Source organism: Bacillus sp. ISO11, from assembly GCF_003458115.1.
Lineage (GTDB): Bacteria > Bacillota > Bacilli > Bacillales > Bacillaceae_G > Bacillus_A > Bacillus_A cereus.
Map to the genome: position 1 here is coordinate 74,544 of NZ_QXCO01000022.1, position 15,189 is coordinate 89,732.

Below are 15,189 nucleotides of genomic sequence, written 5' to 3' on the forward strand. Positions count from 1 at the left end.
GAAACTGCTTTTCTTTTTTTTTTTTTTAGTAAATAAATGATATAGTTTTAACTAGACAGAGTGAGATTAGAAAGATTGCTTACATGAATGGTAGGTGTAGCCAAGTTTTGGTTATAGAAAATAGAGTGTATGTGTTATAATAAGTTTTATGAATTAGAAAACAAGGGTGATTTTTTGTGTGTGACATCTACGGAGGGTATGCGGGTATAAAAGAAAAATTGATGGAGAAATTACGCCATCCTTACTTTATAAACTATATTGAAGAACCATTTATTGATGAAGAAAAGATAGCATTGTTATATGGTGCTTTAAAGAGTGCAAACTTACATATAGAACAAATTGAGCATTACGTAGTAACAATTATGCTTGTACAAATTGCGCTTGATACGCATGAAAGGGTATCAAATAAAGCAGGCGAGGAAGAGATTGAATTCCATAAATGTCGTCAATTAACAGTACTTGCAGGCGATTACTATAGTGGACTATATTATTATTTATTGTCTATGAATCGTGATATTGTTTTAATTCGTGCACTTGCTGAAGGAATTAAAGAGATAAATGAACACAAAATTATGTTATACCAAAAAGCGCATGAAACGACGGATGACATAATGAAAAGCATAGTAATGATTGAGTCTGCGCTCCTTCAAAAAACATGTGATCATTTTCAGTTATCACATTGGAAGCCATTTATCACATACGTATTAGGTGGAAATCGCCTTCAAAAAGAAATTCAATTGTATGCTGATAAGCAACATTCGCCTGTTTTTCAAGCTATGCAAGATGCTTTAGGGGATAAAGCAGAAGTAGTGATTAATGGTTGGATGAAGGAATTGAGAAAGAAAGAAAAAAATTTTTTAGAAAATCACACAGACATAAATGAAATAAATTCTGTGTTAAGGAATAAATAGAAGACATAAGCAATTTTACATTGGAAGAAGGTACGAGCATGCAACAATCAAAAGAAGAAAGAGTACATGACGTATTTGAAAAGATTTCTGATAAATACGATGTGATGAATTCTGTAATTAGTTTTCAAAGACATAAAGCGTGGCGTAAAGAAACGATGCGAATTATGGATGTACAACCAGGCAGTCAAGCGCTTGATGTATGCTGTGGAACCGCAGATTGGACAATTGCGCTAGCTGGAGCCGTAGGTGAACAAGGAAAGGTTGTTGGCTTAGACTTCAGTGAAAATATGTTATCTGTCGGTAAGCAAAAGGTAGAGGCGTTACAATTAAAACAAGTAGAACTTCTACATGGGAATGCAATGGAACTTCCGTTTGAAGATAATACGTTTGATTATGTGACGATTGGGTTTGGTTTACGTAACGTACCGGATTATATGCACGTATTAAAAGAAATGACGCGTGTAGTAAAACCAGGTGGAAAAGTAATCTGTTTAGAAACATCTCAACCAACAATGATTGGTTTTCGACAAGGGTATATTTTATACTTTAAATATATCATGCCGTTATTTGGAAAGATGTTTGCGAAAAGTTATAAAGAGTATTCATGGCTTCAAGAATCTGCTAGTACGTTCCCAGGGATGAAAGAATTGGCTCAAATGTTTGAGCAAGCTGGACTTGAACGTGTGCAAGTGAAACCATTTACTTTTGGGGTAGCAGCGATGCATTTAGGTATTAAACCAGAATCAAAATAGAAAAAAGAAGTTTTAGGTTAAGGTGAACAATATGAAGTTACAACTTATGTACTCTTTTTTACGATCGGATATTAATGTGATAGAAAAAGAATTAAAAAAGACAGTCGCTTCTGAACAGCCATTAGTAGAAGAGGCAGCATTACAGCTTATTGAAGCTGGTGGGAAACGAATTCGTCCTGTATTTGTGTTGCTTGCAGGGAAATTTGGAGATTATAAGTTAGATGCGATTAAGCATGTTGCTGTTGCGTTAGAACTTATTCATATGGCTTCTCTTGTTCACGATGATGTTATTGATGCTGCATTTTTACGACGCGGCAGTGCGACTGTGAATGCGAAATGGGGAGATCGTATTGCGATGTATACAGGGGACTATCTGTTCGCTAAGTCTCTTGAATGTATAACAAATATCGAAATTCCAGAGGCGCATCAAGCGTTATCACATACTATTTTAGAAGTCTGTAAAGGTGAAATTGAACAAATTAAAGATAAATACAATTATGACCAAAATTTAAGAACGTATTTAAGAAGAATAAAGCGAAAAACAGCATTATTAATTGCCGCGAGTTGTCAATTGGGAGCGATTGCTGCTGGTGCTAATCGTGATACGGTAAATCGTCTATTTTGGTATGGGTATTTTGTAGGAATGTCTTATCAAATTATTGATGACATTTTAGACTTCGTTTCTACAGAAGAGAAACTTGGAAAACCTGCTGGCGGAGATTTACTACAAGGGAATATTACACTTCCTGCTTTATATGCGATGGAAGATCCAGTACTTCGTCAGAAAATCACATCTGTACATGAAAATTCAACAGCAAGTGAAATACAAGAAATTATTGATGCTGTAAAAAATAGTACAGCAATTGATCAAGCATTTGCATTTAGTGAACGTTATTTACATAAAGCTTTAGAAATAATAAAACCACTCCCACGTGGAAAAGCAAAGTACGCATTACAAAATGTTGCAAAGTATATTGGAAAACGAAAATTTTAATGTTTATTCTAAAAAATAAAATAATCTCTCTATTTCAAAACTATTGCACAATTGTGATAAGGGTGATAATATGTGTGTGGGGATATACAATTACATACATAATTCAGAAGTGGAGAGATTTTTTATGGAAAAAACATTTCTAATGGTAAAACCAGACGGTGTACAACGTGCCTTCATTGGGGAAATTGTAGCTCGTTTTGAGAAAAAAGGCTTTCAATTAGTTGGTGCAAAATTAATGCAAGTCACTCCGGAAATTGCTGGACAACACTACGCTGAGCATAAGGAAAAACCTTTCTTTGGTGAGTTAGTAGACTTTATTACATCTGGACCTGTGTTCGCAATGGTATGGCAAGGTGAAGGTGTAGTAGATACAGCGCGTAACATGATGGGGAAAACAAGACCACATGAAGCAGCTCCTGGAACAATTCGTGGAGATTTCGGTGTAACTGTTGCGAAAAACATTATCCATGGTTCTGATTCTTTAGAAAGCGCAGAGCGCGAGATTGCTATTTTCTTTAAAGAAGAAGAATTAGTTGACTACTCAAAATTAATGAATGAATGGATTTACTAATTATTTTGAAATAATTTGTAAACGCTTTAATCACTGTGATAATAGTAAAAAGTGCAAGGAGAATAGGGGTATTCTTCTTGCACTTTTTTTATTTTCAGTTAGTTACGAAGTTTGAGCTGTTATGATATGTTGATATTTAAATTAGGCCTATCGGAAATATAGAATAAGAAAATGGTCGATTTATGATATAATTTCTTTAATATTTTTAGAATGATAAAAGTTAATATAGTGAGATAAATACATATACGAAAAGAGGAATAACGTATGCGATATATTACAGCTGGTGAATCTCATGGTCCACAACTTACAACGATTATAGAAGGTGTTCCGGCAGGATTGTCTTTAGTAGCAGATGATATAAACGAAGAGTTAGCTAGAAGGCAAAAGGGATATGGGCGCGGTAGACGCATGCAAATTGAAACGGATCAAGTGCAAATTTTAAGTGGTGTTAGACATGGAGAAACATTAGGTTCCCCTATTGCACTTGTTGTTGAAAATCGTGATTTTGCACACTGGACAAAAATTATGGGGGCGGAGCCTTTAACTGAGCAAGAAGAAAAAGAGATGAAAAGGAAAGTGACAAAACCAAGGCCTGGGCATGCTGATTTAAATGGTGCGATTAAATATGGTCATAGAGATATGAGGAATGTACTGGAACGTTCGTCAGCGCGCGAAACGACGGTGCGTGTTGCTGCTGGTGCGGTTGCTAAAAAGGTGTTAGCAGAACTTGGTATTAAAGTGGCGGGCCATGTAATTGAAATTGGCGGTGTACAAGCTAAGGAGATTACGTATAGTTCAATTGAAGAATTAAAGAGTATTACAGAAGCATCTCCTGTACGTTGCTTAGATGAAGAAGCTGGTAACCAAATGATGAAAGCGATTGATGATGCGAAAGCAAATGGTGATTCAATTGGTGGAATCGTTGAAGTAATTGTGGAAGGGATGCCAATTGGAGTAGGTAGCTACGTGCATTATGATCGAAAACTGGATGCGAAATTAGCAGCTGCAATTATGAGTATTAATGCTTTTAAAGGTGTCGAGATTGGAATTGGTTTTGAAGCAGCGCATAGACCAGGAAGTGAAGTTCATGATGAAATTCTGTGGGATGAGGAGCATGGATATACACGAAGAACAAATAATGCAGGTGGACTAGAAGGCGGTATGACGACTGGAATGCCAATTGTTGTGCGCGGTGTGATGAAACCGATACCTACACTTTATAAACCTCTTCAAAGTGTAGATATTGATACGAAAGAGCCTTTTACAGCGAGTATTGAACGTTCAGATAGTTGTGCAGTGCCAGCAGCTAGTGTCGTTGCAGAAGCGGTTGTGGCTTGGGAATTAGCGACAGCTTTAATAGAACAATTCGGATTAGATCGTATGGAACTAATTCGTGCAAATATTGAGAAACATAATGAATATGCGAGGGGATTTTAATGGGAAACATACATATTCAAACGAAATCAAAAGAATATGATGTACATGTTGGTAAAGAAGCGTTGTCAAACTTAACAACGATCGTTCAAAATATGCAGCCAGCGGTATCTAACGTAATGATCATTTCAGATGAAGCTGTTGCATCACTACATTTACAGACAGTTATCGATGCATTACAAGTAGAGCAGCACGTGTTTTCGTTTGTTGTACCAAGTGGCGAAAAAGAGAAGTCTTTCGAAAATTTCTATGCGGCTCATACGTCAGCTCTTGAAAATAAATTAGATAGAAATTCTTTAATTCTTGCACTTGGAGGCGGAATGATTGGAGATTTAGCTGGTTTTGTTGCTGCATCGTTTATGCGTGGTATTCGCTTTGTGCAGGTTCCGACAACTTTATTAGCGCACGATAGCGCTGTGGGTGGGAAAGTAGCGATTAACCATCCGTTAGGTAAAAATATGATTGGTGCATTCCATCAGCCAGAAGCAGTTGTATATCATACACCGTTTTTACAGTCTCTTCCTGAAAAAGAGTGGCGTTCAGGTTATGCAGAAGTGATAAAGCATGCTCTTATCGGTGATGTGGAGCTATACCATTGGTTAAAAGAAGAAGTGCAAACATTAGCGGATCTTCATGATGAGAAGTTAATCCATATATTAACGAAGGCGATTCCTGTAAAGGCAAATGTTGTGTCACAAGATGAAACAGAGAAGGGTGTACGTGCTCATTTGAACTTTGGACATACGTTAGGACATGCTCTTGAAAAAGAGCTAGGGTATGGAAATGTTACTCACGGTGACGGTGTAGCGGTTGGAATGTTATTCGCCATATTTTTAAGTGAGCAAGTGTACAAGGTTGATCTTGCTTATGAAGATATGAAGCAGTGGTTCTTGAAATACGGTTATCCAAAAATGCCAAGGGATTTGAATGTAGAGCGCCTCGTTCAATTGATGAAACAAGATAAGAAAGCAAATGCAGGAGCAATTCATATGGTGCTTATGCAGGAATATGGGGTAGTGAATGTCGTATCTATTTCAGATGAGACTGTTCATATTGCGTTAGAGGCATTTCAAAAAGATATGGTTTAAAATGATAGCGAAGTGCTGTGAAGTGCTCATTTAGAGGTATTCTCGTAATAGTGACGGTTATGACAAAAGATTACAGTAAGGGGCTATAACCGTATTGTAATCAAATTGAATGAAATGACTGGGGGAAGAAAAATGAGAGTGAAAGAGCAATTGTTAACTTTGAGAGCGTATGTGCCTGGGAAAAACATTGAAGAAGTAAAAAGAGAATATGGTTTATCAAAAATTGTGAAATTAGCATCCAACGAAAATCCATTCGGTTGTTCAGCACGTGTGACAGAAGCATTAACTTCTTTAGCGAGCCAATATGCCCTTTATCCAGATGGATATGCCTTTGAACTTCGGACAAAAGTAGCGGAACATTTAGGTGTAAAAGCAGAACAACTACTATTTGGTAGTGGATTAGATGAAGTCATTCAAATGATTAGCCGAGCGTTACTACATGAAGGAACAAACGTTGTAATGGCGAATCCTACGTTTTCACAATATCATCACCATGCTGTTATTGAAGGAGCAGAAGTTCGTGAAGTATCACTTAAAGATGGTATTCACGATTTAGATGCAATGCTAGAGCAAGTAGATGAGAAAACGAAAATTGTATGGATTTGTAATCCGAATAATCCAACAGGTACATATGTTGAGAAACAAAAATTACTTTCATTTTTAGAATCAGTTCCTAAGTCGGCTCTCGTTATTATGGACGAAGCATATTATGAATACGCGGAAGCAGAAGACTATCCGCAAACATTACCACTTCTTGAAAAGTATGAAAATCTTATGGTTTTACGCACGTTTTCAAAAGCATATGGTTTAGCTGCTTTTCGTATCGGATATGCGATTGGGGATGCGAAGTTAATCGGACAGCTAGAAGTAGCTAGGTTACCATTCAATACATCAACTGTAGCCCAATCTGTAGCACTCGCTGCATTAGAAGATCAAGCCTTTTTACAAGATTGTGTGCAAAAGAATGCTGAAGGTTTAAATCAGTATTATGCATTTTGTAAAGAATATAACGTATTCTATTATCCATCCCAAACAAATTTCATTTTCTTAAAACTTGGTATACCGGGTAATGAAGCTTTCGAACGATTAATGAAAAAAGGATATATCGTTCGTTCTGGTGCTGCATTTGGTATCGATGATGGTATTCGTATTACTGTCGGTTTGAAGGAAGAAAATGATGAAATTATAGAGTTGCTGAAAGAGCTTGTAAATGAGCAAGTACAGAAAGAAGAAACATATTCTTAAGAGATTGTGAAGGCTCCTAGTATAGGAGCCTTTTTTATCGCATTCAAAATAAAGGTTGAAGACTGCTAATTAAGTTATTCTGTAAACCACGGTTTGTATGGCTCGATAATTAGTGAGAGAAGTTATTTGCACGGTCATAAAAGAAAGCGGTACAATAGAAGATGATGGTAAGGTATCGGTGTCATATCCGAACCTTTTGAACAATTAACTACTCTGTAAGAAGAAGTATAAGAAGAAGTATGCTCATTCTAAAGGTTGCGTTCTAACAGTGAGTTGCTTATGATAAATGAACAGAAGAGAATATTTTTTAGAATTAAAGGAGACGTTTATGCAAAAGTTTGAACAAGCTGTTTCATATATTGAAAATGGTGAAGCGGAAAAAGGATTACAATTATTAAAAGAACAATTAAAAATTGCGAATGATGAAGAGAAGTATGATATCGCTCGTTACTATCATACGCTTGGATTTACAGATGAGGCATTAGCAATTACTGAAGACTTACGTTTACTGTATCCAGAAGAAAGTGAATTCACTGTATTTTTAGCAGAATTATATATTGATCTAGATAAAGAAGATGAAGCGATTGAAGTGCTTCATGATATTCCAGAAAATGACGATTTATATGTTCAATCGTTATTACTTGTTGCAGATTTATTCCAAATGCAAGGTTTTGATGATGTAGCAGAGCAAAAACTATTAAAGGCGAAAGAAATGATGCCTGATGAACCTGTTATTACGTTTGGGTTAGCAGAATTATATAGTAGTAAAGGTGAAGAACAAAAGGCAATTACTTATTATGAATCGCTATTAGCGGAACATAAAGTAATGGGTGGTGTTGTGATCGCACTTCGCCTCGCAGAAACGTTAAGCGCGATCGGAAACTGGGAAGAAGCGATTTCTTATTATGAAGCAGGCCTAGAGGAACAAAAAGATATTCACTCATTATTTGGATATGCCTTTACATTATACCAAGGTGAAGAATATCAGAGAGCAATTGGTGCTTGGCAAGAACTAAAAGAATTAGACCCTGAGTACGCATCACTGTACATGTATTTAGCGAAAAGCTATGAAAAAGAAGGAATGCTTCAAGAAAGCTATGAAACGCTTCATGAAGGAATTAAAGTAGATGAGCTTTCAGTTCCATTTTATGTAGAGTTAGCGAACATTGCGGCGAAATTAGGGAAAATAGTAGAAGCAGAGGAAGTTCTTCAAAAAGCGCTTGAGTTAGATCCAGGGCATTTAGGTGCAACATTAAAATATGCATATATCTTAAAAGAACAAGAAAAGTACGAAGAGTTAATTGCAATTGTAGAGCGTGCTATTGATAGTGGAGAACCAGATACACAACTACTTTGGGATCTTGCGTATGCAAAAAAACAATTAGAAATGTATTCGGATGCATTAAAACACTATGAAAGTGCATATACTTCTTTTAAGAATCATCCAGACTTCTTAGAAGAGTACGGTTATTTCTTATTGGAAGAAGGAAAACGAAAAGAGGCGAAAGAAGTATTTACCCAGTTATTACAACTAGACCCGACACAAATTCATATTGAAGAATTGTTATATAATTTAGAGGATTTTTCATAAGTTGGAAGGAAACTGAATGCCGCTTCTTGAATCTAAAAAGAAAAGAGAAAGACAGAGGAGGGACTTAATTGCTATGAATACCCCTGTTTCTGTAAACGAGAAGAAGGATTTTGTAAAATGGTTTTTGAATAATTACCAACTGAAACAGCGTGAATGTGTATGGATTCTGAATTATTTAATGAGTCACGACCAATTGATGCATAAAGTCCACTTCGTAGAGCATGCAAAATATTGTCCGCGTGGCTTAGTGATGTCAGCGAATTGTGTGAAAGACACACCGTTTCACTTTTTTAAACAAAATGTTATGACAACAGATGCTGAAAAATCGTTTCATGATATTCGTTTAAATCGAGATGAGGATATTTATATTCAACTCAACTTTAAATCATCGTTTCAAAATGCGAATTATGTAGCTGTATTAGAAGAAAACCCATATCTACCAAAGCATATTGAAGTAAATGAAAAAGATCGTTTACTTGCAGAAAGGTTTTTGGAAGAAAGTGTATTTTCGTTTAGGAGAGAACGCCTTTTGAAACAAATTGATGAAGCGTTAGATAAGCAAGATAAGGAAGCGTTTCATAGATTAACGGCAGAGTTAAAGACTTTATAGAATTTATTTGGATTAATTAATTTTTACAAATTTCAGACTTTTATAAAGAAAAACTACCTATATTGGGTAGTTTTTCTTTTTTTACCTCTTTTAGTGTGGTTTAATATATATAAAGTGAAAGTTCTGTCATTTGCAAGTGAAGGAGGGAAGGGATTTGAAGTGGATTGTAAAAGATGTAGAACAGTTTGAGCAAGCAAGAGAGTATGTTGATACAGGAGTAATACCGCTGTTATCAATTTCGGCAGCAAAAGAAATGAAAATGGTTGTAGAACAAGGTGAATTTATCGAATTGTTGAGCACGGAATTGGAAAGAGAGTATAAAGGAAGAGTGCTTTTACTGCCTGCGTTTACGTATTTGGTAGAAAGTCAAAAGAATGAAAAAGGTCGTTTGCAAGAATGGACAAATCATTTACGAAGTGAAGGTTTTAAGCATATTGCTTATGTTACAAGTGATTTTTCATGGAAAGAGGATATGCAAGAGTTACAGGGAGATTTATTTTGGTTTCCTTCATTAGCGTTAGAACAATTTAGTGATCAAGCAAAAAGAGAAGTTATTCATGCGCATATAAAAAATATAATGGTGATGTTGGAAGAGAAATGGGGAAACTCGCAATAAACAGAAAGTTCTTATTATTATGAGTAGTATGATATTGACCTGTGCATGAGCGTATTATATCATGATAGTGTCCTAGTTTTTATTTTTTATATAATTTATCACGAGGGGACAATTTCTGATAGAGGGGGGAAATTTTCGTGAGCGACAAAGAACATCGCGTGTCAAGAAGACAATTTTTAAATTACACACTCACAGGGGTAGGAGGCTTTATGGCTGCCGGTATTTTAATGCCGATGACGCGATTTGCGCTTGATCCGGTGTTAAGAAAAGAAGCGGGAACAGATATGGTTGCTGTTGCGCAAGTAAAGGATATTACAACAGAGCCGAAGCGTTTCGATTTTAAAGTGAAGCAGGTTGATGGTTGGTACAAGTCTGAAGAACCAAAATCGGCTTGGGTTCATAAAGATGAAAGCGGAGACATTGTTGCGTTCTCTCCAGTATGTAAACATTTAGGATGTACAGTTAACTGGAATTCGGACAAAGCACATCCGAATCAATTCTTTTGCCCATGTCACGGGGGGCGTTATACAAAAGATGGGATTAACATTAAAGGTACGCCACCCCTTGCTCCGCTTGATGTGTACGAGTCTAAAGTGAAAGATGGAACGCTGTATCTAGGAAAAGCGAAGCCAAGAGGGGGTGCAAAGTAGATGTTAAATAAAATTTATGATTGGGTGGATGAAAGATTGGATATTACACCAATATGGCGTGATATCGCTGATCATGAAGTACCTGAACATGTAAACCCGGCACATCACTTTTCTGCATTCGTCTATTGCTTTGGAGGACTTACCTTTTTCGTTACTGTAATTCAAATTTTATCTGGAATGTTTTTGACGATGTATTATGTGCCTGATATTAAAAATGCTTGGGAATCAGTTTACTATTTACAAAATGAAGTTGCTTATGGGCAAATTGTTCGTGGTATGCACCACTGGGGTGCTAGTCTCGTAATTGTAATGATGTTTTTACATACACTCAGAGTTTTCTTCCAAGGTGCGTATAAAAAGCCCCGTGAGTTAAACTGGATTGTTGGTGTTCTTATTTTCTTTGTTATGTTAGGTCTTGGTTTTACCGGATATTTATTGCCGTGGGATATGAAAGCTTTATTTGCTACAAAAGTAGGGATTCAAATTGCAGAGCAAACACCGCTCATTGGTCCTTATATTAAAACATTACTCGCTGGTCATTCCGAAATTGTTGGCGCTCAAACATTAACTCGCTTCTTTGCTATTCACGTCTTCTTCTTACCAGCAGCACTTCTAGGTTTAATGGCCTTCCACTTCATCATGATTCGCAAACAAGGTATTTCCGGTCCACTATAAGAGATTGCTAAATTAAAGGGGAAAGAACTAAAGGAGGGAGATTATGCATCGCGGCAAAGGGATGAAGTTTGTAGGAGATTCTCGGGTACCAGTAGCTCGGAAACCAAATATTCCAAAAGACTATTCTGAATACCCAGGGAAAACAGAAGCATTTTGGCCGAACTTCTTGTTAAAAGAATGGATGGTTGGTGCAGTTTTTTTAATCGGTTATTTATGTTTAACAGTGGCGCATCCGTCGCCGCTTGAGAGAATGGCGGACCCAACAGATGCTGGATATATACCACTTCCAGATTGGTATTTCTTATTCTTGTATCAGTTATTAAAGTATTCGTATGCTTCCGGTTCATTTACTGTAATTGGAGCATTTATTATGCCAGGGATTGCGTTTGGAGCATTACTGTTAGCTCCATTTCTTGATCGAGGTCCAGAAAGACGTCCATTGAAGCGTCCTGTGGCAACTGGATTTATGCTTTTAGCAATTGCATCGATTATCTTTTTAACTTGGGAATCTGTAGCACACCACGACTGGGAAGCTGCAAAAAAACAAGGAGCAATTGTAAAAACAGCGCCAGTTGATAAAAATGATGATGGCTATAAATTAATGCAAAAAAATACTTGTTTAACATGTCATGGTGACAATTTACAAGGCGGGGCAGCAGCACCGGCACTGCAAAACTTAACTTTAAAGCCAGAAGAAATTGCTAAAATTGCGAAAGAGGGAAAAGGTTCAATGCCTAAAGGTGTATTTAAAGGTACGGATGAGGAACTGAAGAAGCTTTCGGAATTCGTTGCAAAGTATAATAAAAAATAATAAAAAGCTGACTACAAAATTTGTAGTCAGCTTTTCTATTTAGTTGGATGAAGTTTGTTATAATAGAGTAGGATTTAATGAATGAATTACTTTGCTTGAAAGGTGTTGGACATACGGATTGGTGTACTTGTATGCAATGTTAAGACAACGCTCGGTATTATTATTTTTATTAATTGTTAACATATTAGGTACAATTTACGGATTTATATGGTACGGAAATCAATTGAAAGAAACGTCACCTATATTTTGTCCGTTTGTACCAGATAGTCCTATGGCGAGTCTCTTTTTTGTCTTTGTTTTAATTGCTTTTTTGGCAAAGAGAAACTGGGGATTAATAGAAGCGTTAGCGATTGTAACTTTAATAAAATATGGTATTTGGGCTGTTGTTGTAAACGGGATTATGATTTACGTAAAAGGGCCTATTGGCCTTATGGGCTACATGTTAATGCTTTCGCACTTTGCGATGGCAGTACAAGGATTTTTATATGCTCCATTCTATCGTATAAAAAAATGGCATTTTATAGTAGCAGCTGTGTGGACGTTGCATAACGATGCAATTGATTATTTATTTTGGCAAATGCCGCGATATGGAATTATGCATTTGTTTGTAGAGGAAATTGGTTATTTTACGTTTTGGTTAAGTATTGCTGTACTATGTATTACATATTATTGTTGCTTACGTGAGCAAAGGAAACAATTTTCTTTATGATGGTTAGAACATTTAGGGGGAGAACATGGAGAAAAATAAGAGTGGTACAAAAATATTGGATCGATTGATTACTTTAGTTGTTTCATATAGCATAGCATTTTCTATTTTTGCACTCGCAACAACGGCAGTTGTCTATGGAAAATGGCTGTATTATTTTGAAATTGATTTTTTAAATATTCCTGATTTAGCGGATATGACGAAGGATGAAATTAAAAGAAATTACGATGTGCTTATTACATATTTATCCCCGTTTTATGACGGAGCATTACATTTGCCAACATTAGATATGTCCACAAATGGCCGTATTCATTTTGTAGATGTTAAAAATATTTTAGTAAAGATTCAATATGTGATGTATGCGACAATTATGATTGCAGTGATAGGCGGAATTTATTTATTAAAAAAGAAAAATGAAAAGTTTTTACTGCATGGATCGATTTTAACAATCATTTTTCCGATAGCGCTTATGTTACCAATTGCTATTAATTTTGAAAAGAGTTTTGTATTATTCCATAAACTTTTATTTAGTAATGATTATTGGGTTTTTGATCCTGAAAAAGATCCAATTATATTAATGTTACCAGAAGAGTTCTTTATGCATGCTGCGTGTGCTATTTTATTATTCCTTTTAGGTGGTAGTATACTTTGTTACAGTTTATATCGATATTTCGTAAAAAAGAAAAGGATGTCACAGAAAAAATTCTCTGCTTAAAGAGAATTTTTTTCTTTGTAAAATGATAATATATTTTTCGGTCTAGTTCTGTTCTATTCTTGTCCAAATTAACATATTTTGTACTAGTAGTTATAGGGGGGACCGGGATGAAGAGAACATTAATTGGATTGATAGCATTTCTAATTATAATGTTTCCGTTACGTATATATGCTGAAGAGTGGAATGAGCTAACAGGGTTGTTAGACGACTCGTTACAGTTAGTGAAGCGTAATGAAGATGAAAAAGCGGTACAAGTATTACAACATTTCTCGGAGCAATTTTTAATAAAGGGGAATGAAAAGAAGCAGGAAGTAACACCAGATCAAGTTAGAGTTATTTCTTTAGCTTACGATAAGGCGCAACAATCGCTCTCTGAAGAAGGTTTAGGTAAGCAAGCTAAAATTGATAATGTGCTGGCATTACAACTTGCTGTTGATGCACAAGTATCGAAATATCAACCACTTTGGATGGAAAGAGAAAGGAAAGTAATGGATGCCTTTTCTCAAATGGAAAAAGCGATGGAAAAAGAAGATGCTGGGCAGTTTCAACAAACGTTAAATACGTTTTTAAACGAATTCAATATTATTTATCCAAGCTTAATGATTGCTTTGCCAGAAAACGAGGTTCAGCGTGTAAATGTTCATTTATCTTATTTAGATGAATTTCGTAACGTTATGTTAAAAACGAAAGGCGGCCAAATGCAATTAGGGATTATTAAAGGGGATTTGCAAAAGATATTTCACACAGTAAAAAAAGATGAAATTGCACCCTCTCTCATTTGGTTTATGACAATTACTGGGGGACTTATTTTCTTCACATTAACTTATGTTGGATGGAGAAAGTATAAAGGAGAAAGAGAAAAAAGAAAAAGTAATGTACATTCTAAAAATAGATAATGCAATAAATAAAGATATGGATTGTAAGGTTTATTCATTGACAATAGTGGCAGAAGAAAATAGAATGAGAAGTACTATAATTAAAACTTCAATGGAGGTTCATGATGTTTTATTTAATTTACTTCGCGATCATAATGATCATACCGTTGTATGCACAGTCAAGAGTACGTAGTGCCTATAGCAAGTATTCACAAGTTTATTCAACATCAGGTATGACAGGAGCGGAAGTGGCTCGAAAAATTTTAGATGAAAATGGATTATACAACGTAGCTGTAGAAGAAACACCAGGTCATTTATCAGACCATTATGATCCAACCGCTAAGACGGTTCGATTATCAACAGATAACTATTATGGACATTCAGTTGCTGGTACAGCAGTTGCAGCACACGAAGTAGGACACGCAATTCAAGATGCAAAAGATTATAAATTTATGCGCGTTCGTCATTCGTTAGTGCCAGTTGCAAACTTTGGTTCGAATATGTCTTGGATTTTCGTCCTAATCGGTATATTTGCACAAATGTCTGGTTTGTTGTTATTAGGTATCATTTTAATGGCAGCAGGTGTTGTGTTCCAGCTCGTTACATTGCCAGTTGAGTTTGATGCGTCAAAGCGCGCAATGCAACAAATTGAAGCGTTAGGTATTGTATCAACAGATGAATATGGGCAAGCTCGTAAAGTATTAAATGCGGCAGCATTAACATATGTAGCAGCTGCAGCTGTAGCGGTATTTGAATTATTACGTCTCGTATTAATGTATACTGGTATGCAGCGTAGCGACGACTAAAGACTATCAATTTGAACTGAACCCAAAAAATTAGACAAATATATTAAGCAGCTACTAAGGATTGAACTCTGTATTGCACAGGGGACAATCCTTTTAGTTTTGTTTTAATTCTTTTGTGATTGTAGTAATGAATATAAGT

18 protein-coding genes are annotated in these 15,189 nt (G+C 35.9%); 17 read left to right on the forward strand and 1 reads right to left on the reverse strand.

Features of this window, described 5'->3' with window-relative positions; translation table 11 throughout:
- Positions 1–176: 176 nt before the first annotated feature.
- From D1166_RS21330 to D1166_RS21410, 17 genes are all read left to right on the forward strand, one after another.
- Positions 177–911 carry a heptaprenyl diphosphate synthase component 1 gene (locus D1166_RS21330; RefSeq protein ID WP_000332845.1) on the forward strand — a complete coding sequence of 245 codons (735 nt, stop codon included), beginning with the start codon at positions 177–179 and terminating at the stop codon, positions 909–911.
- Between the two features lie 38 nt (positions 912–949).
- Complete coding sequence (gene menG / locus D1166_RS21335) at positions 950–1,663, forward strand: 2-heptaprenyl-1,4-naphthoquinone methyltransferase (RefSeq protein ID WP_001187674.1); 714 nt, start codon at positions 950–952, stop codon at positions 1,661–1,663.
- A 31-nt stretch (positions 1,664–1,694) separates the two neighbouring features.
- Positions 1,695–2,657, forward strand: a complete 963-nt coding sequence (gene hepT, locus D1166_RS21340; protein ID WP_000776076.1) for a heptaprenyl diphosphate synthase component II — start codon at positions 1,695–1,697, stop codon at positions 2,655–2,657.
- A gap of 124 nt (positions 2,658–2,781) precedes the next feature.
- Positions 2,782–3,228 (forward strand): nucleoside-diphosphate kinase, encoded by a 447-nt coding sequence (gene ndk / locus D1166_RS21345; protein WP_000415883.1) that lies wholly within the window; start codon positions 2,782–2,784, stop codon positions 3,226–3,228.
- Positions 3,229–3,492: 264 nt separating this feature from the next.
- Complete coding sequence (gene aroC, locus D1166_RS21350; RefSeq protein WP_097861680.1) at positions 3,493–4,665, forward strand: chorismate synthase; 1,173 nt, start codon at positions 3,493–3,495, stop codon at positions 4,663–4,665.
- Positions 4,665–5,750, forward strand: coding sequence for a 3-dehydroquinate synthase (gene aroB / locus D1166_RS21355; protein WP_097861679.1), 1,086 nt, complete (start codon positions 4,665–4,667; stop codon positions 5,748–5,750). Before aroC ends, aroB begins: the two co-directional genes overlap by 1 nt.
- A 132-nt stretch (positions 5,751–5,882) precedes the next feature.
- On the forward strand, positions 5,883–6,995 hold the full coding sequence (gene hisC / locus D1166_RS21360) for a histidinol-phosphate transaminase (protein WP_001264023.1): 1,113 nt from the start codon (positions 5,883–5,885) through the stop codon (positions 6,993–6,995).
- A gap of 328 nt (positions 6,996–7,323) precedes the next feature.
- Positions 7,324–8,586: a tetratricopeptide repeat protein gene (locus tag D1166_RS21365; protein ID WP_001168671.1), complete on the forward strand. Its 1,263-nt coding sequence runs from the start codon at positions 7,324–7,326 to the stop codon at positions 8,584–8,586.
- A gap of 73 nt (positions 8,587–8,659) precedes the next feature.
- Entirely contained in the window at positions 8,660–9,196 is a 537-nt protein-coding gene (locus D1166_RS21370) for a ReoY family proteolytic degradation factor (RefSeq protein ID WP_001095925.1), read from the forward strand.
- A gap of 154 nt (positions 9,197–9,350) precedes the next feature.
- Positions 9,351–9,812: a YpiF family protein gene (locus D1166_RS21375; protein ID WP_000871314.1), complete on the forward strand. Its 462-nt coding sequence runs from the start codon at positions 9,351–9,353 to the stop codon at positions 9,810–9,812.
- A gap of 137 nt (positions 9,813–9,949) precedes the next feature.
- Positions 9,950–10,462 carry a menaquinol-cytochrome c reductase iron-sulfur subunit gene (gene qcrA / locus D1166_RS21380; RefSeq protein ID WP_001280593.1) on the forward strand — a complete coding sequence of 171 codons (513 nt, stop codon included), beginning with the start codon at positions 9,950–9,952 and terminating at the stop codon, positions 10,460–10,462.
- The gene (gene qcrB, locus D1166_RS21385; protein WP_000932700.1) at positions 10,463–11,137 is read left to right on the forward strand and encodes a menaquinol-cytochrome c reductase cytochrome b subunit; all 675 of its coding nucleotides are present in this window, start codon (positions 10,463–10,465) and stop codon (positions 11,135–11,137) included.
- Between the two features lie 43 nt (positions 11,138–11,180).
- Positions 11,181–11,948 carry a menaquinol-cytochrome c reductase cytochrome b/c subunit gene (gene qcrC / locus D1166_RS21390; RefSeq protein ID WP_000554603.1) on the forward strand — a complete coding sequence of 256 codons (768 nt, stop codon included), beginning with the start codon at positions 11,181–11,183 and terminating at the stop codon, positions 11,946–11,948.
- Between the two features lie 118 nt (positions 11,949–12,066).
- On the forward strand, positions 12,067–12,657 hold the full coding sequence (gene lhaT, locus D1166_RS21395) for a lipoprotein heptaprenylglyceryl N-acetyltransferase LhaT (protein ID WP_118043419.1): 591 nt from the start codon (positions 12,067–12,069) through the stop codon (positions 12,655–12,657).
- Between the two features lie 25 nt (positions 12,658–12,682).
- On the forward strand, positions 12,683–13,369 hold the full coding sequence (gene lit / locus D1166_RS21400) for a lipoprotein intramolecular transacylase Lit (RefSeq protein ID WP_097855624.1): 687 nt from the start codon (positions 12,683–12,685) through the stop codon (positions 13,367–13,369).
- Between the two features lie 107 nt (positions 13,370–13,476).
- A complete protein-coding gene (gene ypjB / locus D1166_RS21405) occupies positions 13,477–14,265 on the forward strand; it encodes a sporulation protein YpjB (RefSeq protein WP_000831583.1) in 789 nt (262 codons plus the stop codon).
- Positions 14,266–14,366: 101 nt separating this feature from the next.
- Positions 14,367–15,050, forward strand: a complete 684-nt coding sequence (locus tag D1166_RS21410; RefSeq protein WP_058839490.1) for a zinc metallopeptidase — start codon at positions 14,367–14,369, stop codon at positions 15,048–15,050.
- A gap of 43 nt (positions 15,051–15,093) precedes the next feature.
- Here D1166_RS21410 and D1166_RS21415 read toward each other — a convergent pair.
- Positions 15,094–15,189 (reverse strand): IS3 family transposase (locus tag D1166_RS21415; RefSeq protein WP_130055901.1); only part of this gene is annotated, 96 nt, incomplete at its 5' end.